Below are 15,358 nucleotides of genomic sequence, written 5' to 3' on the forward strand. Positions count from 1 at the left end.
TATTGATTACTCTTTTAACCGTTGCTCCCGGATGAAAACTGATCCCCAAGGCAGAATAAATTTCCTGTTGCCTTGGTTCGGGGCGGCTACTCTTTCTAACATGCACGATATTATCATTTTCAGGCCGTAATAGGCCAGTAATTGTTTGTCGTTTTTCATGATGTTCCTTTTATTGTTTCAGAAGGCCTCTTGCTCCCCGTTTTGGTATGACGAATACGGCAGTGTGGTTTCATGGTTGATGCCCAGTTTTATAAGGCCGTTACAGGTTTCATGGGCAATCATGGCTGCACCTTTGTCCGTCATCAGGCTCCTTGGAAGTCCTCTTTTGTAAAACGCCTGGGACAGCCCGTGGATTAAAACTTCGGCTGTTTCATTCAAATACCATTGAATGTGGCAGCACAGGCGGGAATGATCATCAAGAACAAACAATGGACATGCCCATATCTGAACGAACTTTACGGCCCAATTCCATAATGGGGTCCTGGGCATTTCTTGCCTTGTAATACCAGCTTTCAATTTCAGGTTTAAAAAACTTAAAAAATTTGGATAAAAATCCAGGACCAGTTGGTAAAACATCTGAATTTTAAAAGCTATGCCCATCTTCTGCGCGGAATCAACCGGCCCTGATTTTTTGACACATGCCGGACCTTCCGGACAAAAATTCAAGGCAGGATAAAAGCGCATCCCAGGCACAGGAGTTGAATCTTAAAAAGTAATTGATCAGGTAGGCTGGAAGCTGGCTGTTTTTAATACAAGAAGGTGCCCGACCTCGAATCCTTTGCAATCATGATAAGACTATGAATACAAGTCTCTGCTTTTTGTTGCCAGGTCAAACCAAAGACTGATACCATAAGTGCTTGGTCAACTTTTGTGTAAAAAAATTACTCTGGTAAAAATATTTTGGTTCAGCTATATCTCCAATAGTTGATTCAGCTAATAATTCTAAAATAAAAGTTGAGCAAAGGCAGAATATTGACCGAACAAGACCAGAAAAAATGGAACGAAAGATATCTCAATAATATTGGGAATCAAGAACCTTCAGATATCATACTAAAATACGTATCTCTTGCACCAACAGGGAATGCCCTGGATATCGCTTGTGGAAATGGCAGAAATAGTAAATTCCTTGCCCAAAAAGGTTTCCACGTAGATGCAGTGGACATATCAAACATTGCTTTAAGCCAATTCACGGGCGATGATACACATATAAATGTAATTTGCCAGGATATAGATACCTGGCAAATTCCACAGAACCATTACCAGCTTATCATAAATATCCGTTTTCTGGACAGACGTTTGTTTCCAATGATTAAAAATGGACTTAAACCCGGAGGTGTTCTCATATTTGAATCCTTTATTGATGATAAAAAGGATTATTGTTTGAAGTCGAATGAACTATTACATGCCTTCAAGTCCTTTCGTATTGTCTACTATGAAAAAAAAGAGAATGAACCCTCTGAGAAATTTGATCAATCTGTATATTTTGTTGGAATTAAAAAATGAAACAAATCATTAAAAACATTTATCATGTAGGCGACAATGAGTGTTCGGTCTATATGGTTGATACACAATCGGATCAGGGCTTAGTCTTAATTGATGCAGGTATGAATTTAAATATGATCAAGCAGATTGCCTCCCATGGGATGCGTTTCGAAGATATCCAGCACTGCATTTTAACCCATTGCCACATTGATCATATTGGTGCATGCGCAGAATTAAGCCGGGCATTACCGGGTATAAAATTTTACGCCCATGAATTAGATGCTGTTCCCATTGAAGAGCCTGGTCATGATGGCCGGACTGCAGCATCTTGGTATGGGGTAAAGTATAAGTCCATCAAATTGTATGAAAAATTTAAAACAGACACGATTCTCAGTCTTGGCAATTATAAATTCCAATGCATCCATACACCTGGTCACACACCCGGATCAATTTCCATTCTTGTTGAATCAGAAGGTAAAAAAGTGTTGTTCGGACAAGATTTGCATGGCCCTTTCAATGACAGTTTTTTATCAAACCTTCATGATTATCAATCTTCCATGGAGAAGCTCTTGGATTTAGATACTGATATTTTATGTGAAGGCCATTTCGGAATTTTTCAGCCTGCTAATAAGGTCCGGCATTACATTGAAAAACACAAATCACTGAATCAGCCTTAAATATAAATGAGTAACGAAAGAACACAAACAATCAGACAGGAAATTATAAGCCACCTTGAAAGTGGTCCCATGACTGTACGAGATCTTTCCCAAACAGTGGGTATAATGGAAAAGGATGTTGTCCATCATTTGGAATTCATCGAGAAAACAATCCAGAGTAAAAAGAAAAGAATCAGGATGGAGCCTTATTATTGCTTGAATTGCGGATTCGAATTCAAAAACAGAAAAAAGTTCAAAAAGCCTGGAAAATGTCCGGCATGCAGGGATGGCAGAATCGCTCCAGCTATATTCTGGATTGAATCTTAATTCTACAAACCGCTTATACCAGGGATAAAAAAATATGCCCCAATTTAAAAAATATCGTGAATCCGTACGCCCCCCGTTATCTATTCGGTTATCCTTATCTATTTTTATCGGATGTGTTTTTTTGGGCGGCTTAACCTGGATTATGTACCCCGGTATTAACAGGCTACCAGCATTACTTCCTTCATTGATATTTGTTCTGGCTGTTGGAACGGTAGCGTTTTTATTGTTGTCACTGTTCTACAAAGTATCGATTCGGATATCAAAAAAGTTGATGGCAAGCAGCGCAGAAAAAGAAATTATATTAAGGGTTTCCGGTGTTAAAAAAGATGGGAGTTCATATATTCGATGTGAGAATATTCAGGCCTTAAATATTCGTCCTTATAATGTTCCAGGTTTTGCTAGCATTAATCCTTTTTGTTCAAGGAAAGGTGATGAGGGGGAACAAATTGTTATTTTGCCTGGATTTAAAGGAGAAGGCATATTGTTGACCTACACCTATGAGGCGTTCTTTTCGCAAAAAGAAAAAACCCATACCATTCTTTTTCCCACGAATAATGCTAAAGGCTTGTCCGAAATCTTAAATGATATTATTGACAAGACAGATGATACGAATAAACAACCGGAAGGTATTGAATAACCATGAATCCCAAAATCAGAAAAGAGACAGATGGTGACACGGATGCTATAACCGATGTGATAATGGCAGTCTTCAAAGATTTAGTTTGCTGTTGAAACCCTGGCCCTCAGGGTCAGGCTTTTTAAAATTCAAAAAAGATCCCGGACTATTATTAAAAGTTCTGGAGCTTTAAAACTGTAGCTAAGCGCAACTTCTTGCAGTTTGTGGTAATTTCATCCATCAAGCGGATAATATAAAAAATTGAGAACCTTATTGAAGTCATGAATAGTTATCCTATAATTTAATCTTCTCATACAACTGTTAACTTTTTAACAAAAGTTAATATTCTTTTATAATGCTGATTGACATCTATTAGAGTACGAATCCGGCACATGTATAAAAGACACATGTATAAAATAGATTGACAACAAAAGGAGGTTTCTGGTTTTATGTCATGTTTGATTTAAATACCCGTGGATGAAAAGATACAATAACCCTTCCCGGGTCTAAAACATGAAAATAAAATAAAGGAATGATCTAATGGACCCGATTGCCAAAAAAGCAAAACAATGGATTGATGAAAAAAGAGACCCCAGGAGTGCCTATTGGCAAGCCGCTCTTGAAGCCAACATGGACCTTTTTTCACCTGATCTGGAAAAAGGAAAACTAACACCGGTCCATTCGCTGGAAGAAAAAGACCTGCCCGTATTCAAGGCGGCTTTGGAAGTGACGGACCTGAGTCCCGGCCTTTTAGCAGCCTTTTTAACCCCTTCTGTTGCCAACTCCATTATTCCGCCGGATTCAGCTGAAGAACTTATGCGCATTGAAAAAGGCAAACCCTCCTATAAAATAATTATCCTGAGACCGGGCAAGGAAGAACGGATAATCTGTATTGAGATTTCAGAACATGCCCACAAGCCGGGCATGGATATTTTCCAGTCCGGCGCCCTGTTGGGAACATTTGATTATCAGACCCATGAAATCTGTCTGTCGGAATTGACCAAAGCCATCCGTGCCCATGCCTGGGAAAAAGACAAATGGCAGCACAAAGATCATATTGCCTATACCTTGAACTGGTTTGAAAAAATTGAATACCTCGGCAAGGCAGATGTGAGTGTGGACAAAACCCGTTCTGTTTTTCACAGCCCCACATTGATCAGAACCAATCGGGTCGATGCTTTGTTCCTGATAATATACGAAATATTGCACAATCGTTTCCAGGAAAATTTTCAAGCCCTGTCTCAAGACCTGATAAGTGCAGGGGCAGGGAAAAATTCTGAAGACAAAGAAACAAGGCTTTCAGCCTGCCACACCCTTGCAGAGACCAGTATGCTCGATATGCTTAATATGGTAAAAAAATTTAACCTGCTTGATTTTACAAGTTTTAACGATGCGGAAAGCCGGAATTTTAAAAACGAGTTTGTCAGAACAGCCAGGAAACTTTCCTCAAAACTGGATAAAATGTTGGTATCGTGACAACGAAAAGCAAGCGGCTTAATTTTGTTAAAGGACTTCCAATCTCTGCAAAGTAAAATAATGACATAAAATCTTTTGCTAAAACAAACACTGTGTGCCGGTCAAACCCGGAACACAGTGCTTATCCCTTCTGTGCTACATATGACGGCAAGTCCGCCGGATCATTGTGCAATAAGGCTGCGGGTAAATTCGATAATATGGTTGGTGCCTTTTACATCTCCCATTGCCATAATATGAATACCGTCTGCATATTCAATAATATCCTTTATAAAATCGCAGGTAATCTCAATCCCGGTTGCGCCTTGATTTTCCATACGAGAAATAACGTCTTCCGGAACATCAATACCCTCAACATTTTTATCCATGAACCTTGCCATCTTTACACTTTTGAGCGGCATTACTCCGATTAATATCGGTTTGTCCAGTTTCCGGGCGGCTTTAAGAAACGTCACGGCTTTTTCAGAATCATACACAACCTGGGTTTGAAAAAAATCCGCTCCGGCTGAGATCTTTTTTTCCATTTTTTCCATCTCATGTTCGGGTTTCCTGGATGTTGGCATGGCAGTACATGCAATGTTAAAATCCGTGCTTCCGCCGAATTCTTTTTCATCATAATCCAACCCGTTGTTCATTTTTTTTATCAGTCGGATCAGGTCAACCGTATTGTAATCATAAACCGCTTTGGACGGATAAGGCCCGTGTTTCGGCGGATCACCTGTTGTAACAAGGATGTTGCGGATGCCAAGGGTGTGTGCCCCCAGCAGGTCAGCCTGTGTTCCCAGCAGGCTTCGGTCTCTACAGGTAAAATGGGGCACGGTTTCAACATCAAGGCTGTTCTGGATCAGGCTTGCCATGGAAATCGAATTGATCCGCAGGTTGCCCATGGGGCAATCATGAATATTGATGCCGTCCAGTGGGAGATAATCGCGGGCCTTTTCCAGAGATTCATCTGCCAGGACACCCTTTACCGGCCCAAGCTCAGTGGTGATAACGAAATTTTTGCCTAATTTTTGTGATAGCTTCATAAGAAACTCCTGTAAGTTAAAAAGATGGTAATTTCAATTAAAAAAAATTCAAGCTGTGTACCGGGCACTCATTGATTCAACCTTTTCCTTTTCTAGTAAAACTGCGCGAATTTAAAGCAAAGACCCTCCAGTGTCAAGATGTTTATCATTTTGTGCAGCTGCCATTCGGTCATGATATCCAGGGTGATATGCTCATGCTTGCATCCTGCCGGCAAAATCGATAAACTGTCCTGAATCATATGAAATAGGATAGTATGAAAATAGGACAGTATAAAAATAATATAAAATTAAAGGAGATTAAAAATGAACGTAATCATTGATCTTTGCGTGGTACCCATCGGTGTTGGCCTTTCCGTATCAAAATATGTGGCAGCATGTCACAAGATCATCAAAGACGCCGGTCTTGAATCCGAGCTTCATGCCTATGGCACAAATATAGAGGGGAACTGGGATGCCGTATTTGACGTGGTAAAAAAATGCCATGAAAAAATTCATGACATGGGAGCCCCCAGAATCACAACCACCATAAAGGCCGGCACACGGACAGACCGGGACCAGACCATGGCGGATAAGGTTGCCAGCGTTAAAGCCAAACTTTAAGAATCTTTTTTGTTTTCAAACAAGATGTTCAGGATCTCTTCAATGTCTTGGTCGGCAGTTTGCACATTTAACGTGCAGCCTCCGGCGCCTGCGTGGCCTCCCCCGCCAAATCGGGCCAGAAGATTTCCAATGTTGACATGACATTGTTTGTTGAAAAGACTGCGACCGATGCTGAGCAGCACAGAATTATGTTCAGGGCCGTCATACCTTATTTTTACACTGGCAATGGTTTCCGGGAACAATGTATATGTCAAAAACCTATTGCCGCCGGGAACAGTGTCAAGAGATCGAAAATCGGTAATGGATATGGCGTGACGGATTGTTGTATGGGCTGTTAAATGATTTTCATAGGCTGCATTTTCTTTAATGACCCTGGCGCAACGGATTTTCACGTCCGGGTCTTCAAGAACACGGTCAATGCCTTTGTCCATCAAAAGATTCACCAGCTTTTCCCAATAGGCTGAATCCGCATAGTCACGGTTCTGGATGGTCATGGAGAAAAGAATATACGGGTATTTTTCCGGATATCGCACCTGGTCTTGGTCAAGATCGGCAGCATCAATGATATCCGTGTTCAAGACCAGTTCATCATAATGGTCGTCCAGTTTGCCTTTGTCTTGATAATAGTTGTAAACAACACGGGCGGCGGATGGCGCAATATCAAAGCCACCGTTAAATGGAGTTTGAGGCTTATTGGAAACATGGTGGTCAAACCATAAGGCACATTGGGGCGAATAGGGCAGATTGGCCATAATATCAGTGTTTAAAATAACGGCTTTTCCGGTTTGAATCTCATTGGGTTCAACCCATTTAATATTGGGCTCAATATTTTCAGCACGGCACAGCAGAACCGCACATACAATTCCGTCAAAATCAGGCCTGGTAACTATTCTCATAAGGTAACTCTTTTCAATTTAAAAGGGTTTTGGATATTTTGGGTTTTTGGTATTAGATGATGGTTTTCGGGTAATGGTTGCTGACAAATCATGATAAATCCTTACTCCCTGACCTGTCTGATCACATTGCAAAGCAATCGGTTAAGGGGTTTTAACGCCCCTTGGGCGGTTTCCAGAACAGCTTCCAGCGTGGTTTTAACAGGAGCATCAGGATTATTTATATTGGTGATCAACGACAGTCCCAGAATTTTCATGTCGGCATGAACGCCTGCAATGGCTTCCATAACTGTGGAAAACCCCACGGCATCACTGCCAATTGCTTTTAGGAACCTGATTTCCGCAGGTGTTTCAAGGCTTGGCCCCAAAAGACCGGCATACACACCTGTTTGAACAGGAACCTGATGAGTTTGGGCTGTTTTCTGGGCCAGGCCCACAAGATCCTGATCATACACCTGTGTCATATCAGGAAACCTCAGTCCCCAGGCATCCTCATTGGGACCGGTCAAGGGATTTTTCCCGGTGAGATTGAGGTGATCTTTGATGATCATGATATCACCCGGCGAAAAATTCAGATTGATACCCCCGGCAGCATTGGTTAAAATCAATGTTTTGACGCCCAGTTCCTGCATTACCCGCACCGGGAAAGTGACCTGGGCCGGTGAATATCCTTCATACAGGTGGAAACGGCCCTGCATCATCAGAATCGGTATGCCACAGATGTTGCCGTACACCAGTCTGCCTTTATGGCTTTCAACCGTGGATATCGGAAAATTGGGCAGTTGTGAATATTCAAACTCTTTTAGCACCTCAAGGTCATCAAGAGTATCGGAAAGCCCTGTGCCGGTTAACACCCCAATGGAAGGCGGCCGCTCGCCTATTGCCTGTGTTAAAAAGTGAACTGTTTTACCAACAAGTTGCCGATCATTTTTCATCATGACTCCTTATGCTGTGGTATTCCGTTTTTTTGCATCTGTCCGCTTTTATCAATTTTACCGATTTTACCGACCTTTACCTATCTTATCCTTACCGACAAAAAAAATTCAATCGTATGATATCCGGGCACACCGAGTATACGGCATGAGGTGATGCAAGCCGTTTTATGACGGCTCTTTCTTTTTGGGTGAATTTATACTATATGCGGAGCATAAGGTCAATTTAGGAGCTATATTCATTTCAAGGCATGAATGATCATATGACGGATGAACAGATGGATGAAAATTATTTTTACTCAATTGAACATCAACGAACCTCAACCATAAAAATAAGGCGGTCTGTTTTTATCTGCACTTTGGAATTTGTGGACTCCATTGAAAACGCCAAAGAATTTATTTCCAGGATTTCAAAAGAAAATAAAACCGCCACTCATAATTGCTGGGCATATGTTTTAGGAGACAAAGGAGAAATTTTTCATTGTTCCGATGCAGGCGAACCTTCCGGAACAGCAGGCAAACCCATCCTCAACACATTAAAAAGCCATTGCATGACAAATATTGCAGCTGTTGTGACCCGGCATTTCGGCGGTGTCAAACTGGGTGTCAGGGGGTTGATTGAAGCCTATTCAGCGTCTGTGAAAGAAACCATTGACCTGAAAAAATTAAAAAAACTGATACATACGGTAAGTATTGATATCAAGGTGTCCTATGAGTTTAATGATACGCTGCTCAACCAGATAAAAAAATATTTAGACAGGATAACAAATACTGCCTATACAGATAAAATTGTACACAGGGTTGAAGTTGAACTTAAAAATTATGCCCGGATGGAAAGCCTGCTGCTGGAATATCAAGCCCGGAAAAAATTAAAATTTACCATTATACCACAAGACTGATCTTGCAAGCTTGAGCCGAATATGATTGTCACATCTGCATTTAAAGGCATCCCGGACAAATAAAAAAAGATATTGACAATAAACCATATTTAAGTATTATTAAATTTTAATTAATTATACTTAAATAATTGGCGGATTCATGAAAGCAAAACTCGGCGCACTGCTCAGGGCCATCAGAAGTTCACGGCACATTACAATTAAAGAAGTTGCAGGAAAAGCCGGTGTCAGTTCAAGCCTGCTGTCACAAATAGAAAGGAACCGGATATCCCCTTCCCTGGATACCCTGCTTCAGATTCTGGAAGTGTATGGCGTTACGCCGGATAAATTTTTCAAAGATTATGAAACAAATTCCCGGGTTGAGATTATCAAAAGGGATGATCGAAAAATTTATCAGCGAAAAGGCTTTAAATATGAAAAGCTTTGCGGAGACAGCCAGACCAGGGGGAACCACTCGTTTAATGCCTTTTTTCTGGAACTGGCCCCGGGCCAGTTGAGAGGGGATGCCGGCAACGGGCATCTTGGACGTGAGTTGGGAATTGTTGTTAAGGGATCTGCACAGCTTGTTTATGGTGAAGAGACATACGAAATTCAAAAAGGCGACTCAGTGTCCTTTTTTTCACAGATCCCCCATGTGATTCAAAACTCATCGGATCAGATATTCCAGGCATACTGGGTGGTAACACCGGCAGACGGGGAAGACTATTTTGGAGAAAAAACATCATAACTGCCACAGGCAGGTCCGGCCATTTTTTACAACAATCTGGTCATACAGGTCTTGCCACAGCAAAGATTTAAAGCAGTTGTTTGGATTTTTAAAGACTTTCTTATAAAAATTATTTGGAGAGAATAATGGGAAAAACCATCGCAGAAAAAATTTTTGACGCACATTTAGTAGATGAACCTTTTGGAGATGTCAGTGTTTTAAAACTGGACAGGGTGTTTTGTCATGAAATCACAACCCCCACAGCAATCCAGGATCTGGTGGCAAGGGGAAAGGACCGGGTGTTTGACCCGGAAAAAATCAAAGCGGTGATTGATCATGTCACCCCTGCCAAAGACTCTAAAACTGCCATGCAGGGCAAAATTCTGCGGGACTGGGCAAAACGGCACAAGATTAAGGATTTTTTTGATATCGGCCATAACGGTGTGTGCCATGCCATTTTCCCTGAAAAAGGATTTGCCCGGCCAGGATTCACCATTATTATGGGTGATTCACATACCTGCACACACGGTGCTTTCGGGGCATTTGCAGCAGGAGTAGGCACAACGGATCTGGAAGTCGGTATTTTAAAAGGGGTGTGTACCTTTAAAAAACCTGAAACATATAAGATTGAAATCGTTGGAACCCTGCAAAATGGCGTATATGCCAAAGATATCATTCTCAAGGTCATCCAGGAGTTGGGCGTAAACGGGGCCACCAATATGGTCATTGAATTCAGAGGCAATATTGTGGATGAAATGAACATGGACCAGCGCATGACCCTTTCCAACATGGCGGTGGAAGCAGGTGCCACAAGTGGGATCTGTCTTCCTGACATGACAACGGTGGAGTATCTGTGGGACTTTATCAAAGATGAGCATGCAAGCAAACAGGAGGCCCTGGAAACCTTTTCAACATTCAATTCCGATGAGGATGCCGTGTATGCCAATCAGAAAACCATTGATGTCAGTGATCTTGAGCCGTTAACAACCTTTGGATATAAGCCGGACAATGTCAAACCCGTATCCCAAATGAAGGGAACAAAAATCGATCAGGTCTATATCGGCTCCTGCACAAACGGGAGGCTTGAAGATTTAAGAATTGCCGCAAAAGTTCTGGAAGGCCATACCATCAATGAAAATGTCCGGGGCATTGTATCGCCTGCCACACCCAAAATCTTTTCACAGGCTTTGGAAGAAGGGATTATCAAAATTTTCATGGAATCGGGTTTTTGTGTGACAAATCCCACTTGCGGTGCCTGTCTTGGCATGAGCAACGGAGTTCTGGCCGACGGTGAGGTGGCTGCAGCCACAACAAATAGAAATTTTAACGGCCGCATGGGCAAGGGCGGTATGGTTCATTTGATGAGCCCTGCAACAGCAGCAGCCAGCGCAATTACAGGCGAAATTTCAAACTCCAGTCTTTTTTGTAAATAACTGACATGGGCATACCTGACCATTTTTTACAACAATCTGGTCACTCAAGTTTGCCCACAACAAAGATTGAAAGTCAACACCGTGTTTGCCAGGACTTTAATATAAAAAAGAGGAACGACATAATGAAAGAATTTAAAGGAAATGTATTATTTCTTGATCGCTCGGATATCAATACGGATGAAATCATTCCAGCCAAATATCTGACTGAAATTGAAAAATCAGCCATGAAACCCCATTTGCTTGAAGATTTAAAGCTTGAAGGATTTGACCCCAAAGCAGATATTGACCAAAAGGCCGTGGTTATCACCCGGGAAAATTTCGGGTGCGGATCATCCAGAGAGCATGCACCCTGGGCTCTTGAAGAAAACAGTATTAATGTTGTGATTGCCGCAAGTTTTGCAAGAATATTTCGTCAAAACATGTACAATTGCGGCATGCTGGCCATTGAACTGCCCCGGGATACTATCAATGCAATTTTTGATACATTTGGAAAAAGCAACGCTCAAGTCGAAGTGGATGTTGATGCATCAATGCTGACTATTCTGACAAAAGACAAAACTGAAAAAATTGAATTTCAAATTTCAGAATTTGACAAAACCCTTATTAAAACCGGCGGATGGGTAGAGTACGCAGATAAGAATTATTAGTCCCTTTGCGTCAGCTTCGCCCTCCGCTCCAGTGCAGACGGGTTTTTAACACCTTATAGTAGGATTGAGCTTCAAATGATATCATTTGGATATCATTCCTACTTTTTTTAATGAAAATCTTGTCTCCAGGGTCCATTTCAAATCCCTCCTGGCCGTCAAGGGTGAGGATCATATCTTCAGGACTGCCTTCCAGGCGGATCTCTATCTGTGTTGTGTCAGGAATAATCAAGGGCCTGTTGGTCAATGTAAACGGACAGATCGGAGTCAGGATGATAGAAGAGACTGACGGGTGTACCACAGGCCCTCCCGCAGCAAGGGAATAGGCGGTTGATCCGGTTGGGGTTCCAACGATCAGGCCGTCTGCCCTGTAGGTTGTCAAATAATTTGAATCCAGGTATACGGCACATGATGCCAGCCTTGAAAGAGCTGATTTGTTGATGACCGCATCATTGAGGACATCAACATCAACAATCTGTTCACTGTTGCGCATAACTTTGATATTAAGACGGGTTCTTGTTTGAACAAGGAACCGCCCTTGAACCAGTGCGGTAATTGCCTTGTAAAGATTTTCTTCGGTTGTTTCGGCCAGGAACCCGACCTCACCGAATTTTACCCCCATCAGGGGAATGTCCCGGTTTTCTATGAATCGTGCAGCACTTAAAAATGTGCCGTCTCCGCCCAGGACAATGATACACAACAAATTATCAGGAATAGCAGTACTCTCCGAGTGCTGGATATCAATGACAACACATTGGTTTCCCAGTTTTTTTTCAATTTCCAGGGCCTTTTTTTCAGCCTTTTCATCATTTTTAATTACAAGCCCGATCCGTTTTGCACTCATGATTATTCGCTGCCTCCGTCATATGATCTGGAAGGCTTCTTGCCTCATATCTGCCATAAAGTCAAGGTTTAAAGTTAATGAGCCTGTGCCCAGTTTTCACCGATACCAAAATTTACAGTTAAAGGAACTTTCAGGGGATGAACCTGTTCCATAACGGTTTTTGCCAGATCAATCAATTGCTCTTTTTCTTCAAGCGGGCATTCAAATATGATCTCATCATGAACGGACAAAAGCATTTTTGAAGCCATGTTATTTGCTTTCAAGGCATCTGCCATTTTGATCATGGCCATTTTGATCAAATCAGCGGCACTGCCCTGTATGGGCGTGTTGATGGCTGCCCGCTGTGCAAAATTGCGAACATTTGCATTGGAAGAGTTGATGTCATCCAGGCGGCGTTTTCGACCAAAAAGCGTTGAAACTTCACCTGTTTTGCGGGTTTCTTCTATGGTGGTATCAATAAATTTTTTCACACCTGCATACCGTTTAAAATAATTATCAATATAGGCTTTGGCCATTTTCCTGCTGATGGACAGCTCATTGGACAGCCTGAACCCGCTCATGCCATAGACAATGCCAAAATTTATGGCTTTGGCCTGGCTTCTTAAATCTGCGGTAACAAATTCGGGCAAAACCTGGAAAACCTCCAGGGCTGTCCGGGTATGAATATCCTCACCCTCATTAAACGCCTCAATGAGAATATCATCTTCGGCATAATGAGCCAGGATTCTAAGCTCTATCTGGGAATAGTCTGCTGAAATAAGGGTATGGCCCTTTTTCGGAATAAAGGCTTTGCGGATCTCTTTTCCTTCTTTTTTCCGGATGGGAATGTTTTGAAGATTTGGATGGGAACTGCTCAACCGGCCGGTAACTGTAATGGTCTGGTTAAAAGAGGTATGAATTCTGCCGGTCTCTTTGTTGATCAGCTGCTGCAAAGAATCCGCATAGGTTGACTTAAGCTTGCCAAGAGTTCGGTATCTCAGCAGCTTTTCAGGCAGTTCATGTGTTTGTGCAAGCTTGGTCAGCACTTCCACATCTGTTGAGTAACCGGTTTTCTTTTTTGTCTTTTTGGCGGTTTTCAGTTGTAATTTTTCAAACAAAATAACCCCCAACTGCTGAGAAGAATTGATGTTGAATTCCTCGCCTGCAAGGGCATAAATCTCTTTTTCCAGACTCTTTAATTCCAGGTCAAAGGTTTGGGAAAGATGCTGTAACGCATCCTCATCCACTTTAATCCCTTCCATTTCCATGTTTGCCAGAACAGTTATCAAGGGGATCTCGATCTTTTCCATCAGATCGGAAAGGTTTTGATCCTGTATTTGTTTTTTAAACTGCTGATAGGCCATAAAGGTAATATCCGCATCTTCAGAAGCATAATTCACGGCCTGGGCAATGGGAACATCCTGAAATCCGATCTGGTTTTTCCCTTTACCTGTCACATCTTCATAAGAAATGGTCTTATATCCAAAAAGATTCATGGCAATCCGGTCCAGACTGTGACCCCGTGTTGCTGGGTTTAAAAGATAAGAGGCAATCATGGTGTCAAATGCAATGCCTTGCAGTGTGATGCCGAATCTTGACAAGACAATATAGTCATACTTGATATTTTGCCCCACTTTTTTGATGTCCGGGTTTTCAAGTATTGGTTTAAAAATCCTTAATATGTCATCCTTGTCCGGTTGATTAATTTGGTCAGGTTGATCAAGATCATCCGATTGAGCAATATCATCCGGGCTTGTATGGCCGATGGGAATATAAAACCCCTGGTTTTCCTTGAAAGAAAAAGAGATTCCCACAAGCTGCGCATCCATGGGGGTTTTGGATGTAGTTTCCGTATCAACGGCAAAAATTTTTTCCTTTTCAAGGGTATGAGCCAGGTTTTCAAGATCCTTGATTTTGGTGACCAGAGTATATTTTTTTTCAGAACTGTCTGTTTTTTGAGCAAATTCTGCAGCCAGTGTCTTGAATTCAAACTCCCTAAACAGTTCAAATGCTTTTTTTGTATTAATATTGTCTATTTTAAAATCTTCAATCTGTCTTGTGACCTCTACGGACTGATCAATGGTGGCAAGATCACGGCTTAAAAAAACTATATCCTTGCTGGTAGAAAGATTTTCATATAATTTTTTCTTTTTTTTAAGCTCATCAATATTTTCATACAGATTTTCAATGGAACCAAACTGGGCAATCAGTTTTATGGCGGTTTTAGGCCCGACCCCCCGGACACCTGGAATATTGTCCGAACTGTCTCCGGCAAGCCCTAGAATGTCAATAAATTGTATTGGGTCTATTCCCATGTCTTTTTTTATTTTGGCCACATCCGTTATGGTATCTTTCATGGGATCCCAGAGAGTGCAGTGGTCGGACACCAACTGCATAAAGTCTTTATCCCCGGTGACCATGACAACCTCAAATCCTTTTTCCCGGGCCAGTTTTGCATAGGTGCCCACAAGGTCATCTGCCTCAAATCCCTGCTTTTCTTCAATTGGAATATTGAATGCCTCAATAACCCGTTTGATATCCGGAATCTGAACCGCCAGATCTTCTGGCATTGGAGGCCGGTTGGCCTTGTATTGATCATACATCTGGTGGCGGAATGTGGGTCCTTTAACATCAAATATGACCACGGCATATTCAGGAGTGTTGTCCCTTAATAATTTTAGCAGAATCCGGGCAAACCCGAATGTGGCATTTGTGGGGTGCCCTTTTGAGGTGTTCAGACTCCTGATGGCATGAAATGCACGGTATAAAAATGCACTGCCGTCAATGAGAAATATTTTTTTTCTGGAATCCGCTTTTTTTGAATCTGCCATGGTAACACCCTTTTTTTT

General features: G+C 41.9%; 15 protein-coding genes and 1 pseudogene. 10 read left to right on the plus strand and 6 right to left on the minus strand.

The window, feature by feature from the left end; translation table 11 throughout:
• Nucleotides 1-183: 183 nt before the first annotated feature.
• Nucleotides 184-441 (minus strand): annotated as a pseudogene (locus TOL2_RS26115) (DDE-type integrase/transposase/recombinase); the annotation flags it as partial.
• Nucleotides 442-972: 531 nt separating this feature from the next.
• Between TOL2_RS26115 and TOL2_RS20605 the strand changes: the two are divergent.
• The 5 genes from TOL2_RS20605 (at nucleotide 973) to TOL2_RS20625 (ending at nucleotide 4,557) form a co-directional block, all read left to right on the plus strand.
• The gene (locus TOL2_RS20605; RefSeq protein ID WP_014959212.1) at nucleotides 973-1,503 is read left to right on the plus strand and encodes a class I SAM-dependent methyltransferase; all 531 of its coding nucleotides are present in this window, start codon (nucleotides 973-975) and stop codon (nucleotides 1,501-1,503) included.
• Nucleotides 1,500-2,159 carry an MBL fold metallo-hydrolase gene (locus tag TOL2_RS20610; RefSeq protein ID WP_014959213.1) on the plus strand — a complete coding sequence of 220 codons (660 nt, stop codon included), beginning with the start codon at nucleotides 1,500-1,502 and terminating at the stop codon, nucleotides 2,157-2,159. Before TOL2_RS20605 ends, TOL2_RS20610 begins: the two co-directional genes overlap by 4 nt.
• 6 nt (nucleotides 2,160-2,165) lie before the next feature.
• Nucleotides 2,166-2,465, plus strand: coding sequence for a transcriptional regulator (locus TOL2_RS20615; RefSeq protein ID WP_041279657.1), 300 nt, complete (start codon nucleotides 2,166-2,168; stop codon nucleotides 2,463-2,465).
• A 34-nt stretch (nucleotides 2,466-2,499) separates the two neighbouring features.
• Entirely contained in the window at nucleotides 2,500-3,102 is a 603-nt protein-coding gene (locus TOL2_RS20620; RefSeq protein WP_014959215.1) for a hypothetical protein, read from the plus strand.
• Nucleotides 3,103-3,621: 519 nt separating this feature from the next.
• Nucleotides 3,622-4,557 (plus strand): hypothetical protein, encoded by a 936-nt coding sequence (locus TOL2_RS20625; protein WP_014959216.1) that lies wholly within the window; start codon nucleotides 3,622-3,624, stop codon nucleotides 4,555-4,557.
• Nucleotides 4,558-4,718: 161 nt separating this feature from the next.
• Here TOL2_RS20625 and TOL2_RS20630 read toward each other — a convergent pair whose 3' ends face one another.
• Nucleotides 4,719-5,582: a methylenetetrahydrofolate reductase gene (locus TOL2_RS20630; protein WP_014959217.1), complete on the minus strand. Its 864-nt coding sequence runs from the start codon at nucleotides 5,580-5,582 to the stop codon at nucleotides 4,719-4,721.
• A gap of 303 nt (nucleotides 5,583-5,885) precedes the next feature.
• Between TOL2_RS20630 and TOL2_RS20635 the strand changes: the two genes are divergently transcribed.
• A complete protein-coding gene (locus TOL2_RS20635; protein WP_014959218.1) occupies nucleotides 5,886-6,182 on the plus strand; it encodes an MTH1187 family thiamine-binding protein in 297 nt (98 codons plus the stop codon).
• Here the strand turns inward: TOL2_RS20635 and TOL2_RS20640 are convergent.
• Both TOL2_RS20640 and TOL2_RS20645 read right to left on the minus strand, forming a co-directional pair.
• Nucleotides 6,179-7,078, minus strand: coding sequence for a hypothetical protein (locus tag TOL2_RS20640; RefSeq protein WP_014959219.1), 900 nt, complete (start codon nucleotides 7,076-7,078; stop codon nucleotides 6,179-6,181). The two genes, TOL2_RS20635 and TOL2_RS20640, sit on opposite strands and share 4 nt — an antisense overlap.
• Nucleotides 7,079-7,179: 101 nt before the next feature.
• Nucleotides 7,180-8,013, minus strand: a complete 834-nt coding sequence (locus TOL2_RS20645) for a purine-nucleoside phosphorylase (RefSeq protein ID WP_232507983.1) — start codon at nucleotides 8,011-8,013, stop codon at nucleotides 7,180-7,182.
• 257 nt (nucleotides 8,014-8,270) lie between these two features.
• Here TOL2_RS20645 and TOL2_RS20650 point away from each other — a divergent pair, with 257 nt between their 5' ends.
• From TOL2_RS20650 to leuD, 4 genes are all read left to right on the plus strand, one after another.
• Nucleotides 8,271-8,906 carry an IMPACT family protein gene (locus TOL2_RS20650; RefSeq protein WP_232507984.1) on the plus strand — a complete coding sequence of 212 codons (636 nt, stop codon included), beginning with the start codon at nucleotides 8,271-8,273 and terminating at the stop codon, nucleotides 8,904-8,906.
• A 139-nt stretch (nucleotides 8,907-9,045) separates the two neighbouring features.
• A complete protein-coding gene (locus TOL2_RS20655; RefSeq protein WP_014959222.1) occupies nucleotides 9,046-9,630 on the plus strand; it encodes a helix-turn-helix domain-containing protein in 585 nt (194 codons plus the stop codon).
• 125 nt (nucleotides 9,631-9,755) lie between these two features.
• Nucleotides 9,756-11,042, plus strand: coding sequence for a 3-isopropylmalate dehydratase large subunit (locus TOL2_RS20660; RefSeq protein ID WP_014959223.1), 1,287 nt, complete (start codon nucleotides 9,756-9,758; stop codon nucleotides 11,040-11,042).
• Between the two features lie 122 nt (nucleotides 11,043-11,164).
• On the plus strand, nucleotides 11,165-11,689 hold the full coding sequence (gene leuD, locus TOL2_RS20665) for a 3-isopropylmalate dehydratase small subunit (RefSeq protein WP_014959224.1): 525 nt from the start codon (nucleotides 11,165-11,167) through the stop codon (nucleotides 11,687-11,689).
• Between the two features lie 10 nt (nucleotides 11,690-11,699).
• Here leuD and TOL2_RS20670 read toward each other — a convergent pair whose 3' ends face one another.
• Both TOL2_RS20670 and polA read right to left on the minus strand, forming a co-directional pair.
• Nucleotides 11,700-12,530, minus strand: coding sequence for an NAD(+)/NADH kinase (locus TOL2_RS20670; protein WP_014959225.1), 831 nt, complete (start codon nucleotides 12,528-12,530; stop codon nucleotides 11,700-11,702).
• Nucleotides 12,531-12,604: 74 nt separating this feature from the next.
• Nucleotides 12,605-15,340 carry a DNA polymerase I gene (polA, locus tag TOL2_RS20675; RefSeq protein ID WP_014959226.1) on the minus strand — a complete coding sequence of 912 codons (2,736 nt, stop codon included), beginning with the start codon at nucleotides 15,338-15,340 and terminating at the stop codon, nucleotides 12,605-12,607.
• Nucleotides 15,341-15,358 lie beyond the last annotated feature (18 nt).

The organism is Desulfobacula toluolica Tol2, from assembly GCF_000307105.1.
In the GTDB taxonomy this organism is placed as follows: domain Bacteria; phylum Desulfobacterota; class Desulfobacteria; order Desulfobacterales; family Desulfobacteraceae; genus Desulfobacula; species Desulfobacula toluolica.

Coding starts and splice junctions, on each gene's coding strand:
- TOL2_RS20610 (WP_014959213.1), top strand. CDS start 1,500: ATGAAACAAATCATTAAAAACATTTATCATGTAGGCGACAATGAGTGT.
- TOL2_RS20615 (WP_041279657.1), top strand. CDS start 2,166: ATGAGTAACGAAAGAACACAAACAATCAGACAGGAAATTATAAGCCAC.
- TOL2_RS20620 (WP_014959215.1), top strand. CDS start 2,500: ATGCCCCAATTTAAAAAATATCGTGAATCCGTACGCCCCCCGTTATCT.
- TOL2_RS20625 (WP_014959216.1), top strand. CDS start 3,622: ATGGACCCGATTGCCAAAAAAGCAAAACAATGGATTGATGAAAAAAGA.
- TOL2_RS20630 (WP_014959217.1), bottom strand. CDS start 5,582: ATGAAGCTATCACAAAAATTAGGCAAAAATTTCGTTATCACCACTGAG.
- TOL2_RS20635 (WP_014959218.1), top strand. CDS start 5,886: ATGAACGTAATCATTGATCTTTGCGTGGTACCCATCGGTGTTGGCCTT.
- TOL2_RS20640 (WP_014959219.1), bottom strand. CDS start 7,078: ATGAGAATAGTTACCAGGCCTGATTTTGACGGAATTGTATGTGCGGTT.
- TOL2_RS20645 (WP_232507983.1), bottom strand. CDS start 8,013: ATGATGAAAAATGATCGGCAACTTGTTGGTAAAACAGTTCACTTTTTA.
- TOL2_RS20650 (WP_232507984.1), top strand. CDS start 8,271: ATGACGGATGAACAGATGGATGAAAATTATTTTTACTCAATTGAACAT.
- TOL2_RS20655 (WP_014959222.1), top strand. CDS start 9,046: ATGAAAGCAAAACTCGGCGCACTGCTCAGGGCCATCAGAAGTTCACGG.
- TOL2_RS20660 (WP_014959223.1), top strand. CDS start 9,756: ATGGGAAAAACCATCGCAGAAAAAATTTTTGACGCACATTTAGTAGAT.
- leuD (WP_014959224.1), top strand. CDS start 11,165: ATGAAAGAATTTAAAGGAAATGTATTATTTCTTGATCGCTCGGATATC.
- TOL2_RS20670 (WP_014959225.1), bottom strand. CDS start 12,530: ATGAGTGCAAAACGGATCGGGCTTGTAATTAAAAATGATGAAAAGGCT.
- polA (WP_014959226.1), bottom strand. CDS start 15,340: ATGGCAGATTCAAAAAAAGCGGATTCCAGAAAAAAAATATTTCTCATT.